Raw genomic sequence first — 19,340 nt, forward strand, 5'->3', positions numbered from 1 at the left:
TCATTCTGCCAGATTATTAACCTCGCTCTCAGGCGGAAGCCAAAAAGTGTAATGCCGCTCAAGTATTCTACGTTTCGTCCGATATTTCTTATATATAAACACTATTTATGTGTTAATTTAAGTTATTCATAATAATGATTATCAATATCAAAGGCGTGACCATAAAATATGCAGGAAAATGATTTCTTCACCTGGCGACGCGCAATGTTGTTACGCTTTCAGGAGATGGCGGCAGCAGAGGATGTTTATACTGAATTGCAATATCAGACACAGCGGCTGGAATTTGATTATTATGCCCTGTGTGTTCGTCATCCCGTCCCCTTTACCCGGCCTAAAATATCGCTTCGTACCACTTATCCTCCGGCGTGGGTAACGCATTATCAGTCCGAAAACTATTTCGCGATCGATCCGGTATTAAAGCCGGAAAATTTCAGACAGGGTCATTTACATTGGGATGACGTGCTATTTCATGAAGCGCAGGCGATGTGGGATGCCGCCCAGCGTTTCGGATTACGCAGAGGCGTAACCCAGTGTGTGATGTTGCCGAACCGGGCGCTGGGCTTTTTATCTTTCTCTCGTAGCAGTTTACGCTGCTCCTCGTTTACCTACGATGAAGTGGAGCTGAGGTTGCAACTGCTGGCGCGGGAGAGTCTTTCGGCGCTGACAAGATTTGAAGACGACATGGTGATGGCGCCTGAGATGCGTTTCAGTAAACGTGAGAAAGAGATTCTGAAGTGGACGGCGGAAGGGAAGACCTCATCGGAGATCGCCATTATTCTGTCGATTTCTGAAAATACCGTTAACTTCCATCAGAAAAACATGCAGAAGAAATTCAATGCGCCCAATAAAACACAGATTGCCTGCTACGCTGCGGCGACAGGTCTGATATGACGTGCTGACGATGCTTCGCGCCAGACGCGAAACCGGCTGAAAGCGATGCTAACAGCCGGTTTTTTACTACTGGCGGTAAGCCTGTTTAATTTGCTTAACCGTACTGGAAAATACCGCCGCTTGTGCTTCATCATCCATCTGCGCGATCTGTTTTTCCATTTTAAGAATCACGCGCCCTGCATCGGCCTGGCCCATCGCCTGCAGCATCAGCGTTAACATGGCTTTCAGGCAGTTGACTTCAGTAGCCAGTTCTTGATTATTCTCAGCGGTGGAAAAATCAGGCGTACTCATTTATTTTCCTCGTTATGTTTCAGTGAAAATGTGCGATAGCAGATGTTAAGGCGGCGGAGTATACCATAAGCTACGCTAAAAATAGCAGTGGTTGTTTTTTGATCAAAAAGCGGAGGGGTTACCCACAAAATAAACGTTGCTGCGTGATGCATATATTTTCTTCATTCTTTGTTTATTACGCGTATTTTACTCGTTAATTATTGTTACAAAGTTGATTCCCTAATTAGTGTTTAGACAGCGGAACGTGAAATTTTTGTCACCATTATGAAATAGCAGCCCGGGACAGCGCCGTCAGAAGGGGCTACAACGTTGGCAGTTGCCACACGACGTACAACATAATTTCCAAAAACGAGAGCAAAATCGAATACCCGGTGTTTTTTTACGTTTCAAAGTTGAGATAAAACCAGCTAATATAAGGGCGATTAACTATCAGTAGCGTTATCCCTATTCTGGAGATATTCCTTTGATCAACGTTCTTCTTGTTGATGACCACGAACTGGTGCGCGCAGGGATACGACGCATTCTTGAAGATATAAAGGGCATTAAAGTTGTCGGTGAAGCGTGCTGCGGAGAGGATGCGGTAAAATGGTGCCGTACTAACGCCGTTGACGTCGTGCTGATGGATATGAACATGCCCGGTATTGGCGGCCTTGAGGCGACGCGTAAAATTGCCCGATCGACAGCGGATATCAAAGTGATCATGCTGACCGTCCATACGGAGAACCCGTTGCCCGCCAAAGTGATGCAGGCTGGCGCAGCTGGCTATCTCAGCAAAGGCGCTGCGCCTCAGGAGGTGGTGAGCGCTATTCGTTCGGTGTATTCCGGACAACGTTATATCGCCTCCGATATCGCTCAGCAGATGGCGCTCAGTCAGATCGAGCCTGCAAAAACGGAAACGCCGTTCGCCAGTTTGTCTGAACGCGAGTTGCAGATTATGCTGATGATCACCAAGGGTCAGAAGGTCAATGAGATTTCAGAACAGCTGAATCTCAGTCCTAAAACGGTGAACAGCTATCGCTATCGTATGTTCAGTAAATTAAACATTCATGGTGATGTTGAGCTGACTCACCTGGCAATCCGCCATGGCCTGTGTAATGCGGAGACGTTAACAAGCCAGTGAGTGAAATATTTGACGCAAAGGCGTTCCTGAAAACTGTTACCAGCCAACCCGGTGTCTATCGTATGTATGACGCCGGCGGTACGGTTATCTATGTCGGTAAAGCAAAAGACCTGAAAAAGCGTCTTTCCAGCTACTTTCGCAGCAACCTGGCTTCGCGTAAAACCGAAGCGCTAGTTGCGCAAATTCAACACATTGATGTCACGGTAACGCATACCGAAACGGAAGCGCTGCTGCTTGAGCATAATTACATCAAGTTGTATCAACCGCGTTACAACGTGTTGTTGCGTGATGATAAATCCTATCCTTTTATTTTTCTGAGCGGCGATACCCATCCGCGTCTGGCGATGCACCGTGGCGCCAAACATGCGAAAGGCGAGTACTTCGGCCCATTTCCTAATGGCTATGCCGTGCGGGAAACGCTGGCGCTGTTACAGAAAATTTTCCCTATCCGCCAGTGCGAAAACAGCGTGTATCGCAACCGCTCGCGTCCTTGCCTGCAATATCAGATTGGCCGCTGCTTAGGCCCCTGCGTTGCAGGACTGGTCAGCGAGGAGGAGTACACGCAACAGGTGGAGTATGTCCGGTTGTTTTTGTCCGGCAAGGACGACCAGGTCTTAACACAACTGATTGCCCGGATGGAAAAGGCCAGCCAGGATCTGGCATTTGAAGAGGCGGCGCGTATTCGCGATCAGATCCAGGCGGTACGCCGGGTCACGGAAAAACAGTTTGTCTCCAATGCGGGCGACGATCTCGACGTGATCGGCGTGGCTTTTGATGCGGGTATGGCCTGTGTGCATGTGCTGTTTATTCGCCAGGGTAAGGTGCTGGGCAGCCGCAGCTATTTTCCAAAAGTACCTGGCGGTACGGAACTGGGCGAAGTGGTGGAAACCTTTGTCGGGCAGTTTTACCTGCAGGGTAGCCAGATGCGCACGCTACCGGGCGAGATACTGCTCGATTTTAATCTGAGTGATAAAACGCTGCTGGCCGATTCGTTGTCGGAACTTGCCGGACGGCGTATTCATGTCCAGACAAAACCGCGCGGCGATCGCGCCCGTTATCTCAAGCTGGCGCGGACCAACGCGGCAACGGCCTTAATCACTAAACTCTCGCAGCAGTCCACCATCACGCAGCGTTTGACCGCGCTGGCGGCGGTATTAAAACTTCCTGCGATCAAGCGGATGGAGTGTTTTGACATCAGCCATACCATGGGGGAGCAAACGGTCGCATCCTGTGTGGTATTTGACGCTAACGGGCCGTTACGCGCCGAGTATCGTCGTTATAATATCGCGGGCATCACGCCGGGTGATGACTACGCGGCGATGAATCAGGTGCTACGTCGGCGTTATGGCAAGGCCATAGAAGAAAGTAAGATTCCGGATGTTATTCTGATCGACGGCGGAAAAGGGCAGCTCGCCCAGGCGAAAGCCGTTTTCGCTGAGCTGGATGTCCCCTGGGATAAGCATCGCCCTTTGCTGCTTGGCGTCGCCAAAGGCGCGGACAGAAAGGCCGGTCTGGAAACACTCTTTTTTGAACCGGAAGGCGAGGGGTTTAGCCTGCCGCCGGACTCGCCGGCGCTGCATGTTATTCAGCATATTCGCGATGAGTCGCACGATCACGCGATCGGCGGGCACCGTAAAAAACGCGCGAAGGTTAAAAATACCAGTACGCTGGAAACTATTGAAGGCGTTGGGCCTAAACGTCGCCAGATGCTGTTGAAATATATGGGCGGTTTGCAAGGGCTACGTAACGCCAGCGTAGAAGAAATTGCAAAAGTGCCGGGTATTTCGCAAGGTCTGGCAGAAAAGATCTTCTGGTCGTTGAAACATTGAGGCCACTGTAGCAACATAGGGGTAATTTCACTGACAACAGATAGTTACCCGTCACTATGCAATTTAATATCCCTACGTTGCTCACGCTGTTTCGCGTCATCCTGATTCCATTCTTTGTCGTGGTGTTTTATTTGCCGTTCGCCTGGGCGCCGATGGTCAGCGCGCTGATTTTCTGTATTGCCGCGATTACCGACTGGTTTGACGGCTTTCTGGCGCGACGCTGGAACCAGAGTACGCGTTTCGGCGCTTTCCTCGACCCCGTCGCCGACAAGGTGCTGGTGGCGATCGCCATGGTGCTGGTCACCGAGCATTATCATAGCTGGTGGGTGACGTTACCTGCGGCGACGATGATCGCCCGCGAAATTATTATCTCTGCTCTGCGTGAATGGATGGCGGAGCTGGGCAAACGCAGTAGTGTAGCGGTCTCCTGGATCGGTAAAGTCAAAACTACCGCACAGATGGTGGCGCTGGCGTGGCTCTTGTGGCGTCCGAATATCTGGGTAGAGTATGCCGGGATCGCGCTTTTCTTTGTCGCAGCGGTACTAACGTTGTGGTCCATGTTGCAATATTTGAGCGCTGCACGCGGAGATTTGCTTGATCAGTGATCGTTTCGCCGCAAATTTCAGCAAACGATCGTGAGTGACGAAAAATATCGTTGACTCAGTGCGTCAGGTAAGTAGAATGCAACGCATCGAACGGCAGCACTGATTGCCAGACGATAACAAAATCAAGTGATTAACAAAGTTGCTTGATACTGCGGGAATAGCTCAGTTGGTAGAGCACGACCTTGCCAAGGTCGGGGTCGCGAGTTCGAGTCTCGTTTCCCGCTCCAGTTTAAAAGCATTGGCGTAAAGCGGATGCTGGCTGAAAAGCAAAAAAAATTTGGCGCGTTAACAAAGCGGTTATGTAGCGGATTGCAAATCCGTCTAGTCCGGTTCGACTCCGGAACGCGCCTCCAATTTTTCCCGAGCCCGGATGGTGGAATCGGTAGACACAAGGGATTTAAAATCCCTCGGCGTTCGCGCTGTGCGGGTTCAAGTCCCGCTCCGGGTACCATGGGAAAGACAAGAATAATCAAAGCAATAAGCAGTGTCGTGAAACCACCTACGGGTGGTTTTTTTGTGCCTTCAGTTTGTATGCCGACCGCGAGCGTGAACTTTCCAGCGCGATACACAGTAAAAAACATCGGTAGCGGCATTTCTGCCAGTACAGCAGTTATGTGCTACCGACCCGCAAGAACTTATGGCTGGTAAATACTAAACGTCGGGTAAATCAGCCGATAAAATCCATTAATCTCTATAAAAAATGCTGATATGTTTTATGCCTGCTTTATTAAAGAGAGTAGGTCTGCCAGTGAAATATACCGATAATGCAAAATTATTTATTAGCTTCATTAATATTGGGATTGTAGGTTGCGCTTTTTTACTTTTTTTTATTTTGTATGAGCCTGAGAGTGCAATCGTAACCTACTCTCTTCCCGGTGAGCTTTCCTCTTCGACATGTGATGCGCGTAATTTTATTGGCTACGTCGATGAAAATGACTTTGCAGAGTATATAAAAAAGTAGAACTGACGCGCTACAGTATGTATTGTCTGAAAAAAACGGGGGCGGGTCAGTGGAGTATTTATGCTAATTAAACGAGTATATAACTGTTCCGGGGTATTTTCTGCACAATTTAATTAAAGGTAGATAGCGAACTAATATTCATCATAAGGTAATGTGATCCGCATCATGCTTTAGTCACGTTTTGCAATATTGTCTTAATAACAGGTCAACTACAGATAATTTCGGGTTTTCGTGAATGGCGGTTTTGGTCAGTCTCTATATTATGCTTTCCCCGCTTTACGGAGATGATGATGCAAAAGAAAACCTGGGCCGTTTTATTGATACCATTGTGCCTCACCGCTTGCCACCAGACGACCTACCGATCAACAGCCAAAGATGAAATTCTCACAGGGAGCTATATTGACCCGACAAAAACACGCTTTCCGTTAGCGGATTATTCACAGTCGGTTGATAAATGGATACCTCCGGACTCGGCTGATTACACTATTCCGGTTATTGATAGTGCTACCCAACAACGCTACTTTAGCGCACTAAAATCTCATTATTTCGGAATGGACAGTGAAGCGCACTCGCCGTGGAATGGTTTTTATATTACCGCATTGCTGAAAAAAAACGCAGCCCAGGCCCGGGATGCCAGTATTAAGCAGTTTCTTAGCGACGGCAGTGCTTATTGGGGGGAAAACTTCAGACTTTATACCTCTCGCTGGAAAGAGGAGGTTAGAGGGAATACGGATACGCAGATTGACAATATCTATCATGCCTCCCGGCGAGGCATTATGGTCAGGGAAAGTTTAGTCAGAGCGCTGCCAACGGACGACCCGCTCTTTAACGATCCCCGTCAGGCGGGCGAGGGGTACCCGTTTGATAATTTACAAATGTCTTCGCTGCGTCCCGGTACGCCGGTCTATACGCTGACGAAGAGCAAAGACCAACGCTGGCAATATGTCGTTTCACCAGCGGTAACTGGCTGGGTTCATAGTGAAGATATTGCCAGTACGGATCAGAAATTTATAACACAGTGGGTTTTGCTTGCTCATAAGCAACTGGGGGCATTTATCAACGCGCCGGTTTCTGTCCATGCCGCAGGCGTCTATTATTTCACCGGGCGACCGGGCACTATTTTACCGTTCCGACATCAACGGGCGGGCCAGTTCCTGATTGCGGCGCCAGTTCGCGACAGCAATGGTCGTGCGTTTATCCATTGGGTCTGGCTAAGCGGTAACGAGTTTACGGCTATGCCGTGGAAAATGGCGCCGGAAAATATCGCCGTGCTAATGAAAGCAATGCACGGCGCCCCCTACGGTTGGGGAAATTTTAACTTTTATAATGATTGTTCAGCCGAAGTCCGCAGCCTGTTAATGCCGTTTGGCATATTCCTGCCCAGACATTCATCCGCGCAGGTAGAGGCTGCTGGGCGGGTGGTCGATCTTAGTCATAAAAATCCCCAAATGCGGATCGATTATCTCACCAGATACGGAAAACCGTTTACTACGCTGGTCTATATTCCAGGGCATATTATGCTGTATATCGGTAACACAACCATGAATGGGCAGGTCGTGCCGATGACTTATCAGAATATCTGGGGATTGCGCCCAAACCATGCTAATAGCCGGAGCATTATCGGTGAGGCGGTATTTTTGCCGTTACTGCGTTTTTATCCTGAAAATCCTGAGCTGATATCGCTGGCTGGTAAGGTTCTGTTTAAGCTTGGTTATATAGAATAGGTTGACAAACTGTGTTATCGCGGAAGACATGATTAAGGCAACCGTGCGCGTGGATATAAAGAGAGTATCCCTGTAAACTGTGTCTGAAAAAAGTATGCGCTATAGTGCGGGCTGTTTATTTGAAATACTATCTGGAGCTGATTCTGGATGTGATTATGTGCCTCACACATTGAAGTGAGAGTTATTGTTGGCGGTATCTGGCTGGAGGCTGGGTGGTAAAAAGACGTAATTTATTGCATTTTAATAACGGTGCCCGGTCGGAGCGCGATCTTGGGGATCTGGTCACTAAAGTTTTTGAGAAAGCGGCGAAAAAAGAACCGCAACCGCTATACACATTTAGCCTGCCGTTGCTGAGTGTGCAGGATGAGATCCGTGTTTACTGTAAGAAAAAAAATATCAAAATAGGGTACGATACGCTGTTTATGGAAATAACCTTTTCTGCTGACAGAGAAGCGGTAGACGAACTCATTAAACACTTTTTTACTGAAAATAAGCTCTATTTGAGAGGGCGGTTTTATCTGTCCGCGGCGGTGGTATAAGTTAGCATGAGTATAATATAGCGAGAAACCTATCTCTCGCTTTTGTGTGGGGCGAGCGCTTCCTGGCGGAAAATCTGCGCCCTGATCCTCCTTTTGTGCGTTAACTTCCGGAATCCTCCTCATTTCGTGTTAATCTGGCCCCTGATGGTTGCCATCCAAACTGCCTGCAAAAAAATTATTTTTATCCGCTGCAATGTAAGAGGCCTACAGGCGGAAGTCATCACTGAGGAAAAGCATTATGAAAATGGAACCATTAAACGAGAACGAGCTGGAATGGCTGGATGATGTGCTGACGAAATACAATACCGATCAGGCCATTTTGGATGTCGCGGAGCTGGACGGTCTGATTACTGCGGTACTAAGTTCTCCGCGTCCCATCGAGCCGGAACAGTGGCTGGTCGCGATATGGGGGGGACCCGCGTACGTACCGCGCTGGACATCTGAAAAAGAAATGACGCGATTTATGGATCTGGTGTTCCAGCACATGGCGGACACAGCCGCCCGGCTTGAAGACTATCCAGAACAGTTCGAGCCGCTGTTTGGCCTGCGAGAAGTTGATGGCCATGAATTAACGATTGTTGAAGAATGGTGCTTTGGTTACATGCGCGGAGTGTCGCTGTCCGACTGGTCTGACTTGCCGGATACGCTAAAACCGGCGCTGGAAGCGATTGCCTTACACGGCACGGAAGAAAACTTTGCGCTGTTGGATAAAATGAGCCCGGAAGCGTTCGATAAAAGCGTTGACGCTATCCGTAGCGCGGCGCTTGAGCTGCATGCCTGGTGGATGGCGCATCCGCACACGACGCCGCTACAGATGCCGATAAAAGCAGAGGTGAAAGTGGGGCGTAACGATCCTTGTCCATGCGGGAGCGGCAAAAAATTTAAGCAGTGCTGCCTGCATTAATGGCTCGTAAACGGCCATAGCGTGATGATTATCGAGCCTGGACGGTGTCCGGGCCCGGTAATCTTTGCCTGGCGTTAACCTGGATCGGGCAGGAACCCCAGAGCGATCGAAAACTGGACGCCAATCACGATAATGCCGCAGATAAACACCAGCGCCAGCGCTGGGGTGCCGCCTGCCACACGATAGCCCGCCTGAGGGATCTGTTTACGGCACTGCCAGACCAGCATGGCAGGGATGAGCAGTGCCAGCACTGCCAGCGCTACGCCGGCATAGCCTAATGCCATCACAAATCCACGTGGGTAGAAAAGCGCAAACGCCAGCGGCGGCAGAAAGGTAATCAGCCCGGTTTGCAGGCGTCCGGACACCGTACTGCGGCGCTGGAATAGATCGGCCAGGTAATCAAATAATCCTAGCGCTACGCCCAGAAAAGAGGTCGCCAGCGCCAGATCGGCGAACAGGTGGACCGCCAGTTCGACATGTGGCGAAGCGACCACTTCTCTGAGCGCCTGCAGCAGGCCATTTAACCCGGCATGGCTGGCCAGTAGCCCTCTGAATGTCGGCGAGTCGATACTTCCCAGCGTGGCGAGCTGCCAAAAAATATAGGCCACTAGCGGAATGGCGCTACCCGTCATAAAGACCCAACGCAGCCGGCGAATGTTGCCGTTCATATAACTCACAATACTCGGCACGCTTCCGTGAAAACCAAACGAGGTGAAAATGACCGGTATGGCGGATAACGCCAGCCCCTGCTGTAAAGGAAGCGTAAGAAGATTTACTTTATGAATATGTGGCGTGAGCAACGCAAGCATGATGACCAGAAAAATGATCTTTGCGCTAAACAGGAAGCGGTTAAAAAGGTCGACCAGCGAGGTGCCCACACATACCACCCCACCGGCAACAAAGGTGAACAGCAGTACTCCGGCAGCGGGCGAGAGCGTGGCGCCAAGCCAGTTATTAATACTGGATGCCAGTAATTCTCCGGCTCCGGAAATGTAGGCGGCGGTGAGCGCATACATTAAGAACATCATACTGAATCCCGTAAGCCACTGTCCGTAACGTCCAAGATAGCGTTTTGCCAACGAGCCCAGTCCGGTATCCGCCGGAACGTGTTGATATACCTCCAGTAATAGTAGCGCGGTATAACACATCAGCGCCCACAGGCCAATCAACAATCCCAGCGTGACGCTGAAACCAACGCCAGCCGCTGCCAGCGGCATTGCCAGCATCCCGGCGCCGATAGTGGTGCCTGCCACGATAAAAATACTGCCCAGAGTTCTGTTTTTCACGCTTTCTACTACCCCGGTAACAAAGAACGGTGATATCCGCGGCGCAGGGTAAGGCATTACGCTATTTTCGTCAAATGGTCGTTACAATGTGTGTACTGTAAAATTTACAGTTCCGGGCATAAAAACGAATATGGGAGGAGACGCGGACAACCGCCGCAAACCTGCGCTAGCGCAAAGTCGCTCGCACAAGGACACATTAGGCTACGAGTTTTATTCAGGAGGGGTTATGGATTCTATTCACGGTCACGAAGTACTCAACATGATGATTGAGTCTGGCGAGCAGTACACGCATACCTCGCTGGAGGCGGCAATAAAAGCGCGCTTTGGCGAGCGGGCACGATTTCACACCTGTTCAGCGTCAGATATGACGGCGGCGGAACTGGTCGCGTTTCTGGCGGCGAAAGGAAAGTTTATTGCCGTGGAGGACGGTTTTTCAACGCATGAGAGTAAAATCTGCCGCCATTAATACGCCACGGTGAGAGCGCGTCTCACCGTGTAAGGACTTGCTGGATTAATTTTGCGTATCCAGGGTGGAGAGTTCTTTATCAATGAAATAAAGCCCTTCGCCGCTTTTTCCCGCCAGCGTTAATTTATCAATAATAGATTTGAACAGTTTTTCTTCTTCATGCTGTTCTGCCACATACCACTGCAAGAAATTAAATGTCGGATAATCCTGGCTGGTCATTGCGGCATGAGCCAGTTCATTAATTTTTTGCGTAATAAGCTGCTCATGCTCATAGGTCGCGCGGAACAGTTCATCCAGTGAGGTGTACTCAGCGAAGGGCGAAGAAACGGTATTAATGCGCGGCAGGCTTCCGGTATCGGTAAGGTAGTCAAACAGGCGCTGCATATGCGTCATCTCTTCTTGCGCATGGCGACGAAGAAATGCGGCCGCGCCTTCAAAACTGTGATAGCTGCACCACGCGCTCATTTGTTGATAGAGCAGGGAGGAGTACAACTCCAGATTCATTTGCTCATTCAGTTTGTCGATCATTTCTGTTTTCAGCATGGTTCCGCTCCACAAATAGCAAAAGATATACAGTAATGTGGCGCCACTATAATTTGTTATTTTATTATTTGCAAAAGGTAAAATATTAAATTTAATTATTAAAAATACGAATGGGAATAAAACGCATTAACGCCAGTGTATAGGGTATAAAAATAAAGGAAAGCCAGCATCTTCATGCTGGCAATAGCGACCCTGCACTCTCCTCCATTGTACATGGTGTCGGCGTTAAGCCAGCCGCCTTAATAATAAAGCGGCATAATTTGCGGGACGGCAACGCCCCGGCACTGCCAGGAGAGGGTAAATCGGGTGTTCAGACACAACGAGCCCGCATAAATGCTACAGGTTCCTACCGGCTGACCAAACGAAACGGCATCGGCATAGCCCATCTGCTGGCATTCGCGTGTTGCGGTCCCGTGAGATACATAGTCATCTGTCCGTGAAGTAAAAAATAGCGGCTGGTTATACGTCAGGCGCACGATGCCGCTTATCGGGCTGGCTTCGCTGACCTGCGCTTGTCGAGTAATGGTGCATCCCGTCAGGGCTAGCAGTGAAAGAGTAAAAATAAGAGGCTTCATAAAATCGCTCCGACAATTCGGTATCAGACCATGCTACCTCGTGTCTTGCACCGTCAATGGCTGGAATAACTTACGGATTCGCCTTGATTAAAGGTAACGGCAGGAGGTTTACAGCGGGAACAGAAAATGTGTGAGCGTCTCTTCATTTAATGAAACTTAGTTTCATTAAATTTGAATGCGTGTTCTTAATTGTGTAGTGTGGGCAAAACGTCATGATTTACGCAGACGCGACCGTTTGCATTCAGGAGGAACACGATGAAAATTGCACTGATGATGGAAAATAGCCAGGCCAGCAAAAATGCCATCATTTATAACGAACTTAGCGCCGTCGCCAATGAAAAGGGATTTCCCGTTTTTAACGTCGGCATGTGCGACGAAAATGACCATCACCTGACGTACATTCATTTAGGCATCATGGCGAGTATTTTGCTTAATGCAAACGCGGTTGATTTTGTGGTTACTGGCTGTGGCACCGGGCAGGGCGCGCTGATGTCGTTAAATATTCATCCAGGTGTCATTTGTGGCTATTGCATCGATCCGGCAGATGCTTTTCTGTTTGCGCAGATCAACAACGGCAATGCGTTGTCCCTGCCATTTGCGAAAGGCTTTGGCTGGGGCGCTGAGCTGAACGTGCGTTTCATCTTTGAAAAAGCGTTTACCGGGCGTAAAGGCGAGGGGTATCCGCCTGAGCGCAAAGCGCCGCAGGTACGCAATGCGGGCATTTTGAACCAGGTTAAGGCCGCGGTCGTCAAAGAGAATTATCTGGATACACTACGGGCTATCGATCCTGAACTGGTTAAAACGGCGGTTTCAGGGCCGCGTTTCCAGCAATGTTTGTTTGAAAACGGCCAGAATAAAGAAATAGAAGCGTTTGTACGTGAGATGCTGAGGTAATGCGTGGACAAGACAGAGACGTTTCGCGCCTGTCGGCTGGCATGATGTGCCGATAATACGCCAGTAGCGACAGGCACCACCTCTGGCAAACAGATCAGAAACGGTGTAGGCCGGATAAGCTGCTTCGCGTTGCTATCCGGCTAATAACGTCTCAATATTGTCGCTCGGGGTGCCGCTATCAGTGATGCTGATAGGTCACGACGTTAAGGAGATGCTGATCGGTTTGCGCCAGGCATAACCCTGCTCGTTTAGCGCTGCGAACTTCTTCGAGAATAGTTTGTAAAAGTACGCCATCCTGCTGCTGCTCTTTTTCCAGGGTATGGAGAAAATCGAGCGTTGAGGCATCATTCAGCGCTTTCGCTTCATCTGCCAGACGCGACAGCGTGCTGGCGCGTTGCTGATAATCCTCCAGGGTTTTCTGGAACAATTCTTCCAGAGAGCAGAGCTCTTCACCCGGAACGTCAATGGCTTTAACGATAGGGGTGGCGCCGGCGTTTTTCATAAAATTAAACATGCGCATCATTTGCGTCACGTTGCCTTGCGCCTGGGTACGAAGAAAGGTGGCGGTGCCTGTTAAACTGTGTTCAGAACACCATTCGCTTAGATGGAGGTAAAGATTTGATGCGTAAAACTCAAGGTTCATTGGCGTGTTGAGCTTTTGAACCATTCCTACAGCTGCCATAACAATATCCTTATTTCCAGAAAGTGTTGATGTGCATGACAGACGAGAATGCAACGGGCCGTTGTCACATTCTTACCTCTATGCACAATAAATACTCTTAGCAGAAGAACTCCGTTCCGCCAGTCCCTTATGCGATCTCATTTCCTGTTTATCGATCGGTAATGAGAATAGCGCGTCAATAAAAATAAGAAAATCCTTAAATGCAATTGTTTATCTTTTTTTACATTTTTAGCGGTGTGATTTTTTCAGGTGTAATGATTTTTGGTGTGGAGCAGTTACAACCATTTGAAAGTTAAATGATATTATATAGATTTGTAATTTATGAAACGTTGTTTCAGATCATGGGTTAAGCCTTTCAAGTATGGTAATTTCAATAAAATAAACATTAGCCAGTCTGGATATCACACGCATAAACGGTTGAGAGCAAATATGCCTGTTTTTATAAACTAGCCGATTCTGCGGTAGATCATTTTTAATGTCATTAATCATACGAGCACGTTATTTGGTTGAGCGCAGTTTTGATGGGTGACTCGTTAACAAGGAGCAGTCAATGAAAAAGGTCGCGGTGCTGTTGGCGCCAGGATTTGAAGAAGCAGAGGCCATTGTTACTCTTGATATTCTGCGACGTTTGCATATCGATGTCGAAACGCTGGCGTGTGCTGAATCACGGGCGGTGGTGAGTTACCATGATATTCCTATGGTTGCGGACAGTACGCTGAGTGAACGCCAGCAGGCGCTTTTCGATGCGGTAGTGCTGCCGGGCGGTCCGCAGGGGAGCGCTAATCTGGCGGCTAATCCGGCGGTGATCGCTTTCGTTGCGCGTCATGATGCGGCAGGCAAATTTATTTGTCCTATCTGTTCCGCGGCGGCAAGGGTGCTGGGTGCTCACGGATTGCTGAAGGGGCGTCGTTATGTCTGTTCCGGCGACCTGTGGAAAGCGGTTCCAGAAGGTGTCTATGTGGATGCGCCCGTTGTTGAAGATGGTAATTTAATTAGCGGCAAAGGCTTGGGTCATGTCTTTGATTTCGCGCTAACCCTTTCCGCCAGACTGCTGGGAGACGATGCGCCGGTTCGCGAACAGGCTGAACATATCTATTATCCCTGGTAATCGTTATTCACCCAGGGCCATAAGGATTAGCTGGCTGATGTTATGGATTAATGTGCTGGCTTTTCTGCCTTTTGGCTGATGAATTCGCTCTGGGTTATGTCATGCTGGTCAATGAATTCCCTGGGTTATGAGTTAATCGTTATTTCTGCGTGTGTCTTAGGGGGCGTTTTCCTGAGAGGCGGCCTCGGAAAAATCTCATATGTGGTGGCGAGCGTACTGATATCAGGAACGGTGGAGAACGCGATGAACCTGCTCAACATTTCACCTTTTGCACAGTACGTGGTTCGCGGCTGAATCCTTCTGACAACAGTTATCTTCGACCATTATAAGTAAAAAGCGAAGCGTATGATTTGATGAATTAACACTCAACTAAACAGTATAGCTTCACGTCATCGCCAGCCGCTACCCCGGCTGGCGATGGTCTTTCTAAATGGCGAGCAGCGTCACACTGTCTATACTTACATGACTAATGAGACCGTTTGTGAGTCTCAATATGATGATAAGGAGGAGACCAGGGTGGCAGAACCGTTAACCGTATCCCCCGAACTCACTGCGAACTATGCGTATTTTTTTGACCTTGATGGCACATTGGCAGAGATAAAGCCTCATCCCGATCAGGTAGTGGTACCGCATAAAATCCTTCAGTTGTTAGACCGTCTCGCGGCGCACAACGCAGGGGCACTGGCATTGATTTCAGGGCGTTCAATGACTGAGCTGGATGCTTTGGCGAAGCCTTTTCGCTTTCCGCTCGCTGGCGTTCACGGGGCAGAGCGTCGTGACATCAATGGTAAAACCCATATCGTGCGCCTTCCTGAAGCGGTAGTCCGTGAGGTGGAGGCGTTATTACGTTCGACGCTTGTAGCGCTGCCCGGAACGGAGCTGGAGACGAAGGGGATGGCGTTTGCGCTGCACTACCGTCAGGCTCCGGAACATGAAGCGGCGCTGTTGGCGCTTGCGCAACACGTTACGCAGCACTGGCCGCAACTGGCGTTGCAGCCTGGTAAATGTGTTGTGGAAATCAAACCTAAGGGAACTAATAAAGGCGAAGCGATTGCCGCCTTTATGCAGGAGGCGCCCTTTGCGGGACGGATTCCCGTTTTTGTGGGCGACGATTTGACCGATGAGGCTGGCTTTGGCGTGGTGAATCACGCTGGCGGAATTTCCGTAAAAGTGGGCGTCGGGGCAACCCAGGCGGCATGGCGGCTGGAAAGCGTACCCGATGTCTGGCGCTGGCTGGAGCAAATCAATTATCCACAACAAGAACAACAAGTAATGAATAACAGGAGAGATGGCTATGAGTCGTTTAGTCGTAGTATCTAATCGAATTGCCCCCCCGGATAATAAAGGCGGCGCCGGCGGCCTCGCCGTTGGCGTGCTTGGCGCGCTAAAAGCGGCTGGCGGGTTGTGGTTCGGCTGGAGTGGCGAGACAGGTAACGAGGATGAGCCATTAAAAAAGGTGACAAAAGGTAATATTACCTGGGCATCGTTTAACCTGAGTGAACAAGATTACGAAGATTATTACTGTCAATTTTCCAATGCGGTTCTCTGGCCTGCGTTCCACTATCGTCTGGACCTGGTACAGTTTCAGCGTCCTGCATGGGAAGGCTATATGCGGGTGAATGCGTTATTAGCGGATAAGTTATTGCCCCTCATTAAAGAGAACGACATCATTTGGGTGCATGACTACCACCTGTTACCGTTCGCCAGCGAGCTGCGTAAACGCGGCGTGAACAACCGAATTGGTTTTTTCCTGCATATTCCATTCCCGACCCCGGAGATTTTTAACGCTTTACCGCCGCATGATGAACTGCTGGAGCAGTTGTGTGACTTTGATCTGCTAGGGTTCCAGACCGAAAATGATCGCCTGGCTTTTCTGGATAGCCTTTCGAGTCAAACGCGAGTCACGACTCGCAGCGGCAAGCAGCATATCGCGTGGGGTAAAGACTTCCAGACAGAAGTGTATCCCATCGGTATTGAGCCCGATGAGATTGCTCTGCAGGCTGCCGGGCCGTTGCCGCCTAAACTGGCGCAGCTCAAGGCGGAACTGAAAAATGTGAAGAATATTTTTTCCGTTGAGCGGCTGGATTATTCGAAAGGGCTGCCGGAACGTTTTCTGGCGTATGAAGCGCTACTGGAAAACTACCCGCAGCATCGGGGAAAAATTCGTTATACCCAAATTGCGCCTACGTCACGCGGCGAAGTACAGGCATATCAGGATATTCGCCACCAGCTTGAGACGGAAGCAGGCCGGATTAATGGGAAATATGGACAATTGGGCTGGACGCCGCTCTATTATCTGAATCAGCATTTCGACCGTAAACTGTTAATGAAGATATTCCGTTATTCAGACGTCGGGCTCGTCACCCCGTTGCGTGACGGGATGAACCTGGTGGCGAAAGAGTTTGTCGCCGCGCAGGACCCCGCTAATCCTGGCGTATTGGTATTGTCACAGTTTGCCGGCGCGGCGAATGAACTGACGTCGGCGTTAATCGTCAATCCTTACGATCGGGATGACGTGGCGGCGGCGCTCAATCGCGCGTTAACGATGCCCCTTGCCGAGCGTATTTCGCGCCATGCGGAAATGCTGGACGTGATCGTTAAAAATGACATTAACCGCTGGCAGGAGCGTTTTATTCATGACCTAAAGGAGGTCACGCCGCGTAGCCCTGAGCGTCAGCAGCAGAACAACGTGGCAACGTTCCCTAAGCTGGCCTGAAATATCGCGAGCGGCGACTAGTCGCCCGCTAACGGTACCAACAACACATCTACCTGGCTGGCGCTGACGACACTTTTTGCCGAGCAGGATGCGCGCGAAAAGAAACTGTGGTTATGGTTGCCGCAAATGACCAGATCAACATGGTGTTTGCGGCACACAGCCAAAATATGCTGGCTTAACTCACCTGATGCGATGAAAGTTTGTTCAATCGGATAATCCGCCTTTTCCCCCAGCATCTTAAGAAAATTCTCGGTTTCCTCATGCATAACCGCGCGTAAATCCTCCATCATGGGCGCGGCGAACTGGTTATACAGTTCAGGATCGGAAGCGAGAGTAATCAGGCTTACTTTCGCCTGGACAGGGCGGGCGATAGAGACCGCTTTAGCCAGTAGCTGGTGACTTTCCGGGGTGACGGCAACGGCGACAAGAATATGGGTGTAGCTCATAACTCGCTCCTTGATTGCAAGAATATGAGATTGTGCTTTAGCTTTACTCTGTTTATCGCATTTCTGCAATGCGCTAATGCCACATTAATGTGAAGGACATCATAATTAATCATTAATTATTCTTATGTAAAGAATCGTGGCATAAGACACTTTTTACACACCACCAGGATGCTTCATTTAAACGGGTGAACAATGAAAGCTAAAAGTTAAATCAAATGAGCTTATTTTTAACAGCGGAGGGCGTATGCTGTGACGAGATTAATTAATAACGTTTAATATTTAAGCCACTGTTTACTAAAGGTAAAATAAAATCGTTTCTAAAATAGAAATAATAGCCTGTTATCTATTATCCTGGCGTTATTTTAACAGAGAGAAACAAAAAAGAATTTGGTGTTGACGTACCCCTATTCAGCAGTGTGGAATAGAAAAAGTGAACATTAGGTTATTAATTAAACAAAGTAAAAGCCATGCTGATGGTTTTATCGTAAGTATTCCGTTAAAATATGTGATCTACATCACATATTTTCTAAAATCGCCGTCCCGCTCCGTTGTATGTCACGAAGCTGACGAGTAGAGTTGCGTCGAATTAGGAAAAATCTTAGGCATTTGTAAAAATTGATGTAAACGTGTAAGGCGAATCTCAGTGGGAAGCTGCGTTATACGTCACAATGTCCACAATGTCTGAGCGCTGCTATGCATTTGACCTTTTTGCTTCTTTTACCGGGCCTTCCCGGCGACATCACGGGGTGCGGCTACGTCGCACAAAAATAAAGTTGGTTATTCTGGATGGGAACAATGCATACATCCGAGTTGCTAAAACACATTTATGACATCAATTTGTCATATTTACTCCTTGCACAGCGTTTGATCGTCCAGGACAAAGCATCTGCGATGTTCCGCCTCGGTATCAACGAAGAGATGGCAAACACACTGGGCGCGTTGACCCTACCGCAGATGGTCAAACTGGCGGAGACGAACCAGTTAGTTTGTCATTTCCGGTTTGACGATCATCAGACGATCACCCGTTTGACTCAGGATTCGCGCGTCGATGACTTACAGCAGATTCACACAGGTATCATGCTTTCAACGCGTCTGCTCAATGAAGTGGACGATACGGCGCGTAAGAAAAGGGCATGATAATGAGTGAAAAAAGCATTGTTCAGGAAGCTCGCGATATCCAGTTGGCGATGGAGTTGATTAATCTTGGCGCTCGTCTACAAATGCTGGAAAGCGAAACACAGCTCAGCCGTGGTCGCCTCATCAGGCTGTACAAAGAATTACGCGGTAGCCCGCCGCCTAAAGGGATGCTGCCATTTTCGACAGACTGGTTTATGACCTGGGAGCAAAATATTCATGCCTCCATGTTCTGCAACGCCTGGCAATTTTTACTGAAGACCGGCTTATGCAGCGGTGTGGATGCGGTGATTAAAGCTTATCGGCTTTATCTTGAGCAGTGTCCGCAACCGCCTGAAGGGCCGTTGTTGGCGCTGACTCGCGCATGGACGCTGGTGCGTTTTGTTGAAAGTGGGTTGCTTGAATTGTCGAGCTGTAACTGCTGCGGTGGGAACTTTATTACCCATGCGCATCAGCCCGTAGGCAGCTTTGCGTGTAGTTTATGCCAGCCGCCATCCCGCGCAGTAAAAAGACGTAAACTTTCCCGAGATGCTGCCGATATTATTCCACAACTGCTGGATGAACAGATCGAACAGGCTGTTTAACCGAAACGGTGTGGACAAACACTCCAGCAGCGGTAAGTCATT

The 19,340-nt window shown here is 49.2% G+C and carries 22 protein-coding genes, 3 tRNA genes and 2 pseudogenes; 19 read left to right on the top strand and 8 right to left on the bottom strand.

All coding sequences use genetic code 11. The features are described from left to right. Positions 1-168: 168 nt before the first annotated feature. Positions 169-891: a transcriptional regulator SdiA gene (gene sdiA / locus ACLJR2_RS17850; protein ID WP_001157167.1), complete on the top strand. Its 723-nt coding sequence runs from the start codon at positions 169-171 to the stop codon at positions 889-891. A 66-nt stretch (positions 892-957) separates the two neighbouring features. Here the strand turns inward: sdiA and ACLJR2_RS17855 are convergent, their stop codons facing one another. Then, complete coding sequence (locus tag ACLJR2_RS17855) at positions 958-1,182, bottom strand: DUF2594 family protein (RefSeq protein WP_000106483.1); 225 nt, start codon at positions 1,180-1,182, stop codon at positions 958-960. Next, a complete protein-coding gene (locus tag ACLJR2_RS17860; RefSeq protein WP_000546186.1) occupies positions 1,179-1,334 on the bottom strand; it encodes a hypothetical protein in 156 nt (51 codons plus the stop codon). Before ACLJR2_RS17860 ends, ACLJR2_RS17855 begins: the two co-directional genes overlap by 4 nt. Before the next feature lie 311 nt (positions 1,335-1,645). Between ACLJR2_RS17860 and uvrY the strand changes: the two genes are divergently transcribed. From uvrY to ACLJR2_RS17910, 10 genes and pseudogenes are all read left to right on the top strand, one after another. Next, positions 1,646-2,302, top strand: coding sequence for a UvrY/SirA/GacA family response regulator transcription factor (gene uvrY, locus ACLJR2_RS17865; RefSeq protein ID WP_000611323.1), 657 nt, complete (start codon positions 1,646-1,648; stop codon positions 2,300-2,302). Next, positions 2,299-4,131 (top strand): excinuclease ABC subunit UvrC, encoded by a 1,833-nt coding sequence (gene uvrC, locus ACLJR2_RS17870; RefSeq protein ID WP_001289472.1) that lies wholly within the window; start codon positions 2,299-2,301, stop codon positions 4,129-4,131. The genes uvrY and uvrC overlap by 4 nt, the downstream gene beginning before the upstream one ends. Positions 4,132-4,187: 56 nt before the next feature. Then, positions 4,188-4,736 carry a CDP-diacylglycerol--glycerol-3-phosphate 3-phosphatidyltransferase gene (pgsA, locus tag ACLJR2_RS17875; protein WP_001160192.1) on the top strand — a complete coding sequence of 183 codons (549 nt, stop codon included), beginning with the start codon at positions 4,188-4,190 and terminating at the stop codon, positions 4,734-4,736. 151 nt (positions 4,737-4,887) lie between these two features. Beyond that, positions 4,888-4,963 (top strand) — tRNA-Gly (locus ACLJR2_RS17880). 52 nt (positions 4,964-5,015) lie between these two features. Continuing rightward, a tRNA-Cys gene (locus ACLJR2_RS17885) sits at positions 5,016-5,089 on the top strand. A gap of 11 nt (positions 5,090-5,100) precedes the next feature. Beyond that, positions 5,101-5,187 (top strand) — tRNA-Leu (locus ACLJR2_RS17890). Positions 5,188-5,436: 249 nt separating this feature from the next. Then, positions 5,437-5,768, top strand: a pseudogene (locus tag ACLJR2_RS17895) (hypothetical protein). 213 nt (positions 5,769-5,981) lie between these two features. Then, positions 5,982-7,421: an SH3 domain-containing C40 family peptidase gene (locus ACLJR2_RS17900; RefSeq protein WP_077905108.1), complete on the top strand. Its 1,440-nt coding sequence runs from the start codon at positions 5,982-5,984 to the stop codon at positions 7,419-7,421. Positions 7,422-7,633: 212 nt separating this feature from the next. Beyond that, a complete protein-coding gene (locus tag ACLJR2_RS17905; RefSeq protein ID WP_000240837.1) occupies positions 7,634-7,960 on the top strand; it encodes a glucose-6-phosphate dehydrogenase in 327 nt (108 codons plus the stop codon). A 238-nt stretch (positions 7,961-8,198) separates the two neighbouring features. Beyond that, a complete protein-coding gene (locus ACLJR2_RS17910; RefSeq protein ID WP_000781522.1) occupies positions 8,199-8,864 on the top strand; it encodes a YecA family protein in 666 nt (221 codons plus the stop codon). 74 nt (positions 8,865-8,938) lie between these two features. Here the strand turns inward: ACLJR2_RS17910 and tyrP are convergent, their stop codons facing one another. Further along, the gene (tyrP, locus tag ACLJR2_RS17915; RefSeq protein WP_001747700.1) at positions 8,939-10,150 is read right to left on the bottom strand and encodes a tyrosine transporter TyrP; all 1,212 of its coding nucleotides are present in this window, start codon (positions 10,148-10,150) and stop codon (positions 8,939-8,941) included. A 226-nt stretch (positions 10,151-10,376) separates the two neighbouring features. Between tyrP and ACLJR2_RS17920 the strand changes: the two genes are divergently transcribed. Further along, positions 10,377-10,616: a YecH family metal-binding protein gene (locus ACLJR2_RS17920; protein WP_000377238.1), complete on the top strand. Its 240-nt coding sequence runs from the start codon at positions 10,377-10,379 to the stop codon at positions 10,614-10,616. 45 nt (positions 10,617-10,661) lie between these two features. Here the strand turns inward: ACLJR2_RS17920 and ftnA are convergent, their stop codons facing one another. Both ftnA and ACLJR2_RS17930 read right to left on the bottom strand, forming a co-directional pair. After that, positions 10,662-11,159 carry a non-heme ferritin gene (gene ftnA / locus ACLJR2_RS17925; RefSeq protein ID WP_000920619.1) on the bottom strand — a complete coding sequence of 166 codons (498 nt, stop codon included), beginning with the start codon at positions 11,157-11,159 and terminating at the stop codon, positions 10,662-10,664. A 239-nt stretch (positions 11,160-11,398) separates the two neighbouring features. After that, positions 11,399-11,734: a YecR-like lipofamily protein gene (locus tag ACLJR2_RS17930; RefSeq protein ID WP_000803229.1), complete on the bottom strand. Its 336-nt coding sequence runs from the start codon at positions 11,732-11,734 to the stop codon at positions 11,399-11,401. 255 nt (positions 11,735-11,989) lie between these two features. Here ACLJR2_RS17930 and ACLJR2_RS17935 point away from each other — a divergent pair, with 255 nt between their 5' ends. Further along, positions 11,990-12,628, top strand: a complete 639-nt coding sequence (locus ACLJR2_RS17935) for an RpiB/LacA/LacB family sugar-phosphate isomerase (protein ID WP_000684805.1) — start codon at positions 11,990-11,992, stop codon at positions 12,626-12,628. A 178-nt stretch (positions 12,629-12,806) separates the two neighbouring features. On the opposite strand, the gene ACLJR2_RS17940 is transcribed toward ACLJR2_RS17935, so the two are convergent. Continuing rightward, on the bottom strand, positions 12,807-13,310 hold the full coding sequence (locus tag ACLJR2_RS17940) for a non-heme ferritin-like protein (RefSeq protein ID WP_000741707.1): 504 nt from the start codon (positions 13,308-13,310) through the stop codon (positions 12,807-12,809). Positions 13,311-13,860: 550 nt separating this feature from the next. Between ACLJR2_RS17940 and ACLJR2_RS17945 the strand changes: the two genes are divergently transcribed. The 4 genes and pseudogenes from ACLJR2_RS17945 to otsA all read left to right on the top strand — a co-directional run bounded on the left by ACLJR2_RS17945 (position 13,861) and on the right by otsA (position 17,134). After that, on the top strand, positions 13,861-14,418 hold the full coding sequence (locus tag ACLJR2_RS17945) for a DJ-1/PfpI family protein (protein ID WP_000754796.1): 558 nt from the start codon (positions 13,861-13,863) through the stop codon (positions 14,416-14,418). Positions 14,419-14,529: 111 nt separating this feature from the next. Then, positions 14,530-14,712 (top strand): annotated as a pseudogene (gene araH, locus ACLJR2_RS17950) (L-arabinose ABC transporter permease AraH); the annotation flags it as partial. Positions 14,713-14,934: 222 nt separating this feature from the next. Continuing rightward, positions 14,935-15,738, top strand: a complete 804-nt coding sequence (otsB, locus tag ACLJR2_RS17955; RefSeq protein WP_000840114.1) for a trehalose-phosphatase — start codon at positions 14,935-14,937, stop codon at positions 15,736-15,738. Further along, positions 15,713-17,134 carry an alpha,alpha-trehalose-phosphate synthase gene (gene otsA, locus ACLJR2_RS17960; RefSeq protein ID WP_000089042.1) on the top strand — a complete coding sequence of 474 codons (1,422 nt, stop codon included), beginning with the start codon at positions 15,713-15,715 and terminating at the stop codon, positions 17,132-17,134. Before otsB ends, otsA begins: the two co-directional genes overlap by 26 nt. Positions 17,135-17,151: 17 nt before the next feature. Here otsA and uspC read toward each other — a convergent pair whose 3' ends face one another. Both uspC and ACLJR2_RS17970 read right to left on the bottom strand, forming a co-directional pair. Continuing rightward, positions 17,152-17,580, bottom strand: a complete 429-nt coding sequence (uspC, locus tag ACLJR2_RS17965; protein WP_000122606.1) for a universal stress protein UspC — start codon at positions 17,578-17,580, stop codon at positions 17,152-17,154. Continuing rightward, positions 17,577-17,693, bottom strand: coding sequence for a hypothetical protein (locus tag ACLJR2_RS17970; RefSeq protein WP_001617301.1), 117 nt, complete (start codon positions 17,691-17,693; stop codon positions 17,577-17,579). The genes uspC and ACLJR2_RS17970 overlap by 4 nt, the downstream gene beginning before the upstream one ends. Before the next feature lie 682 nt (positions 17,694-18,375). Here ACLJR2_RS17970 and flhD point away from each other — a divergent pair. Continuing rightward, complete coding sequence (gene flhD, locus ACLJR2_RS17975) at positions 18,376-18,717, top strand: flagellar transcriptional regulator FlhD (RefSeq protein ID WP_001518146.1); 342 nt, start codon at positions 18,376-18,378, stop codon at positions 18,715-18,717. Then, the gene (gene flhC, locus ACLJR2_RS17980) at positions 18,714-19,298 is read left to right on the top strand and encodes a flagellar transcriptional regulator FlhC (protein ID WP_000605987.1); all 585 of its coding nucleotides are present in this window, start codon (positions 18,714-18,716) and stop codon (positions 19,296-19,298) included. Before flhD ends, flhC begins: the two co-directional genes overlap by 4 nt. The last annotated feature ends 42 nt before the right edge of the window (positions 19,299-19,340 follow it).

Origin of the sequence: Salmonella sp. SAL03688 (genome assembly GCF_046551895.1) — a bacterium.
In the GTDB taxonomy this organism is placed as follows: domain Bacteria; phylum Pseudomonadota; class Gammaproteobacteria; order Enterobacterales; family Enterobacteriaceae; genus Salmonella; species Salmonella enterica.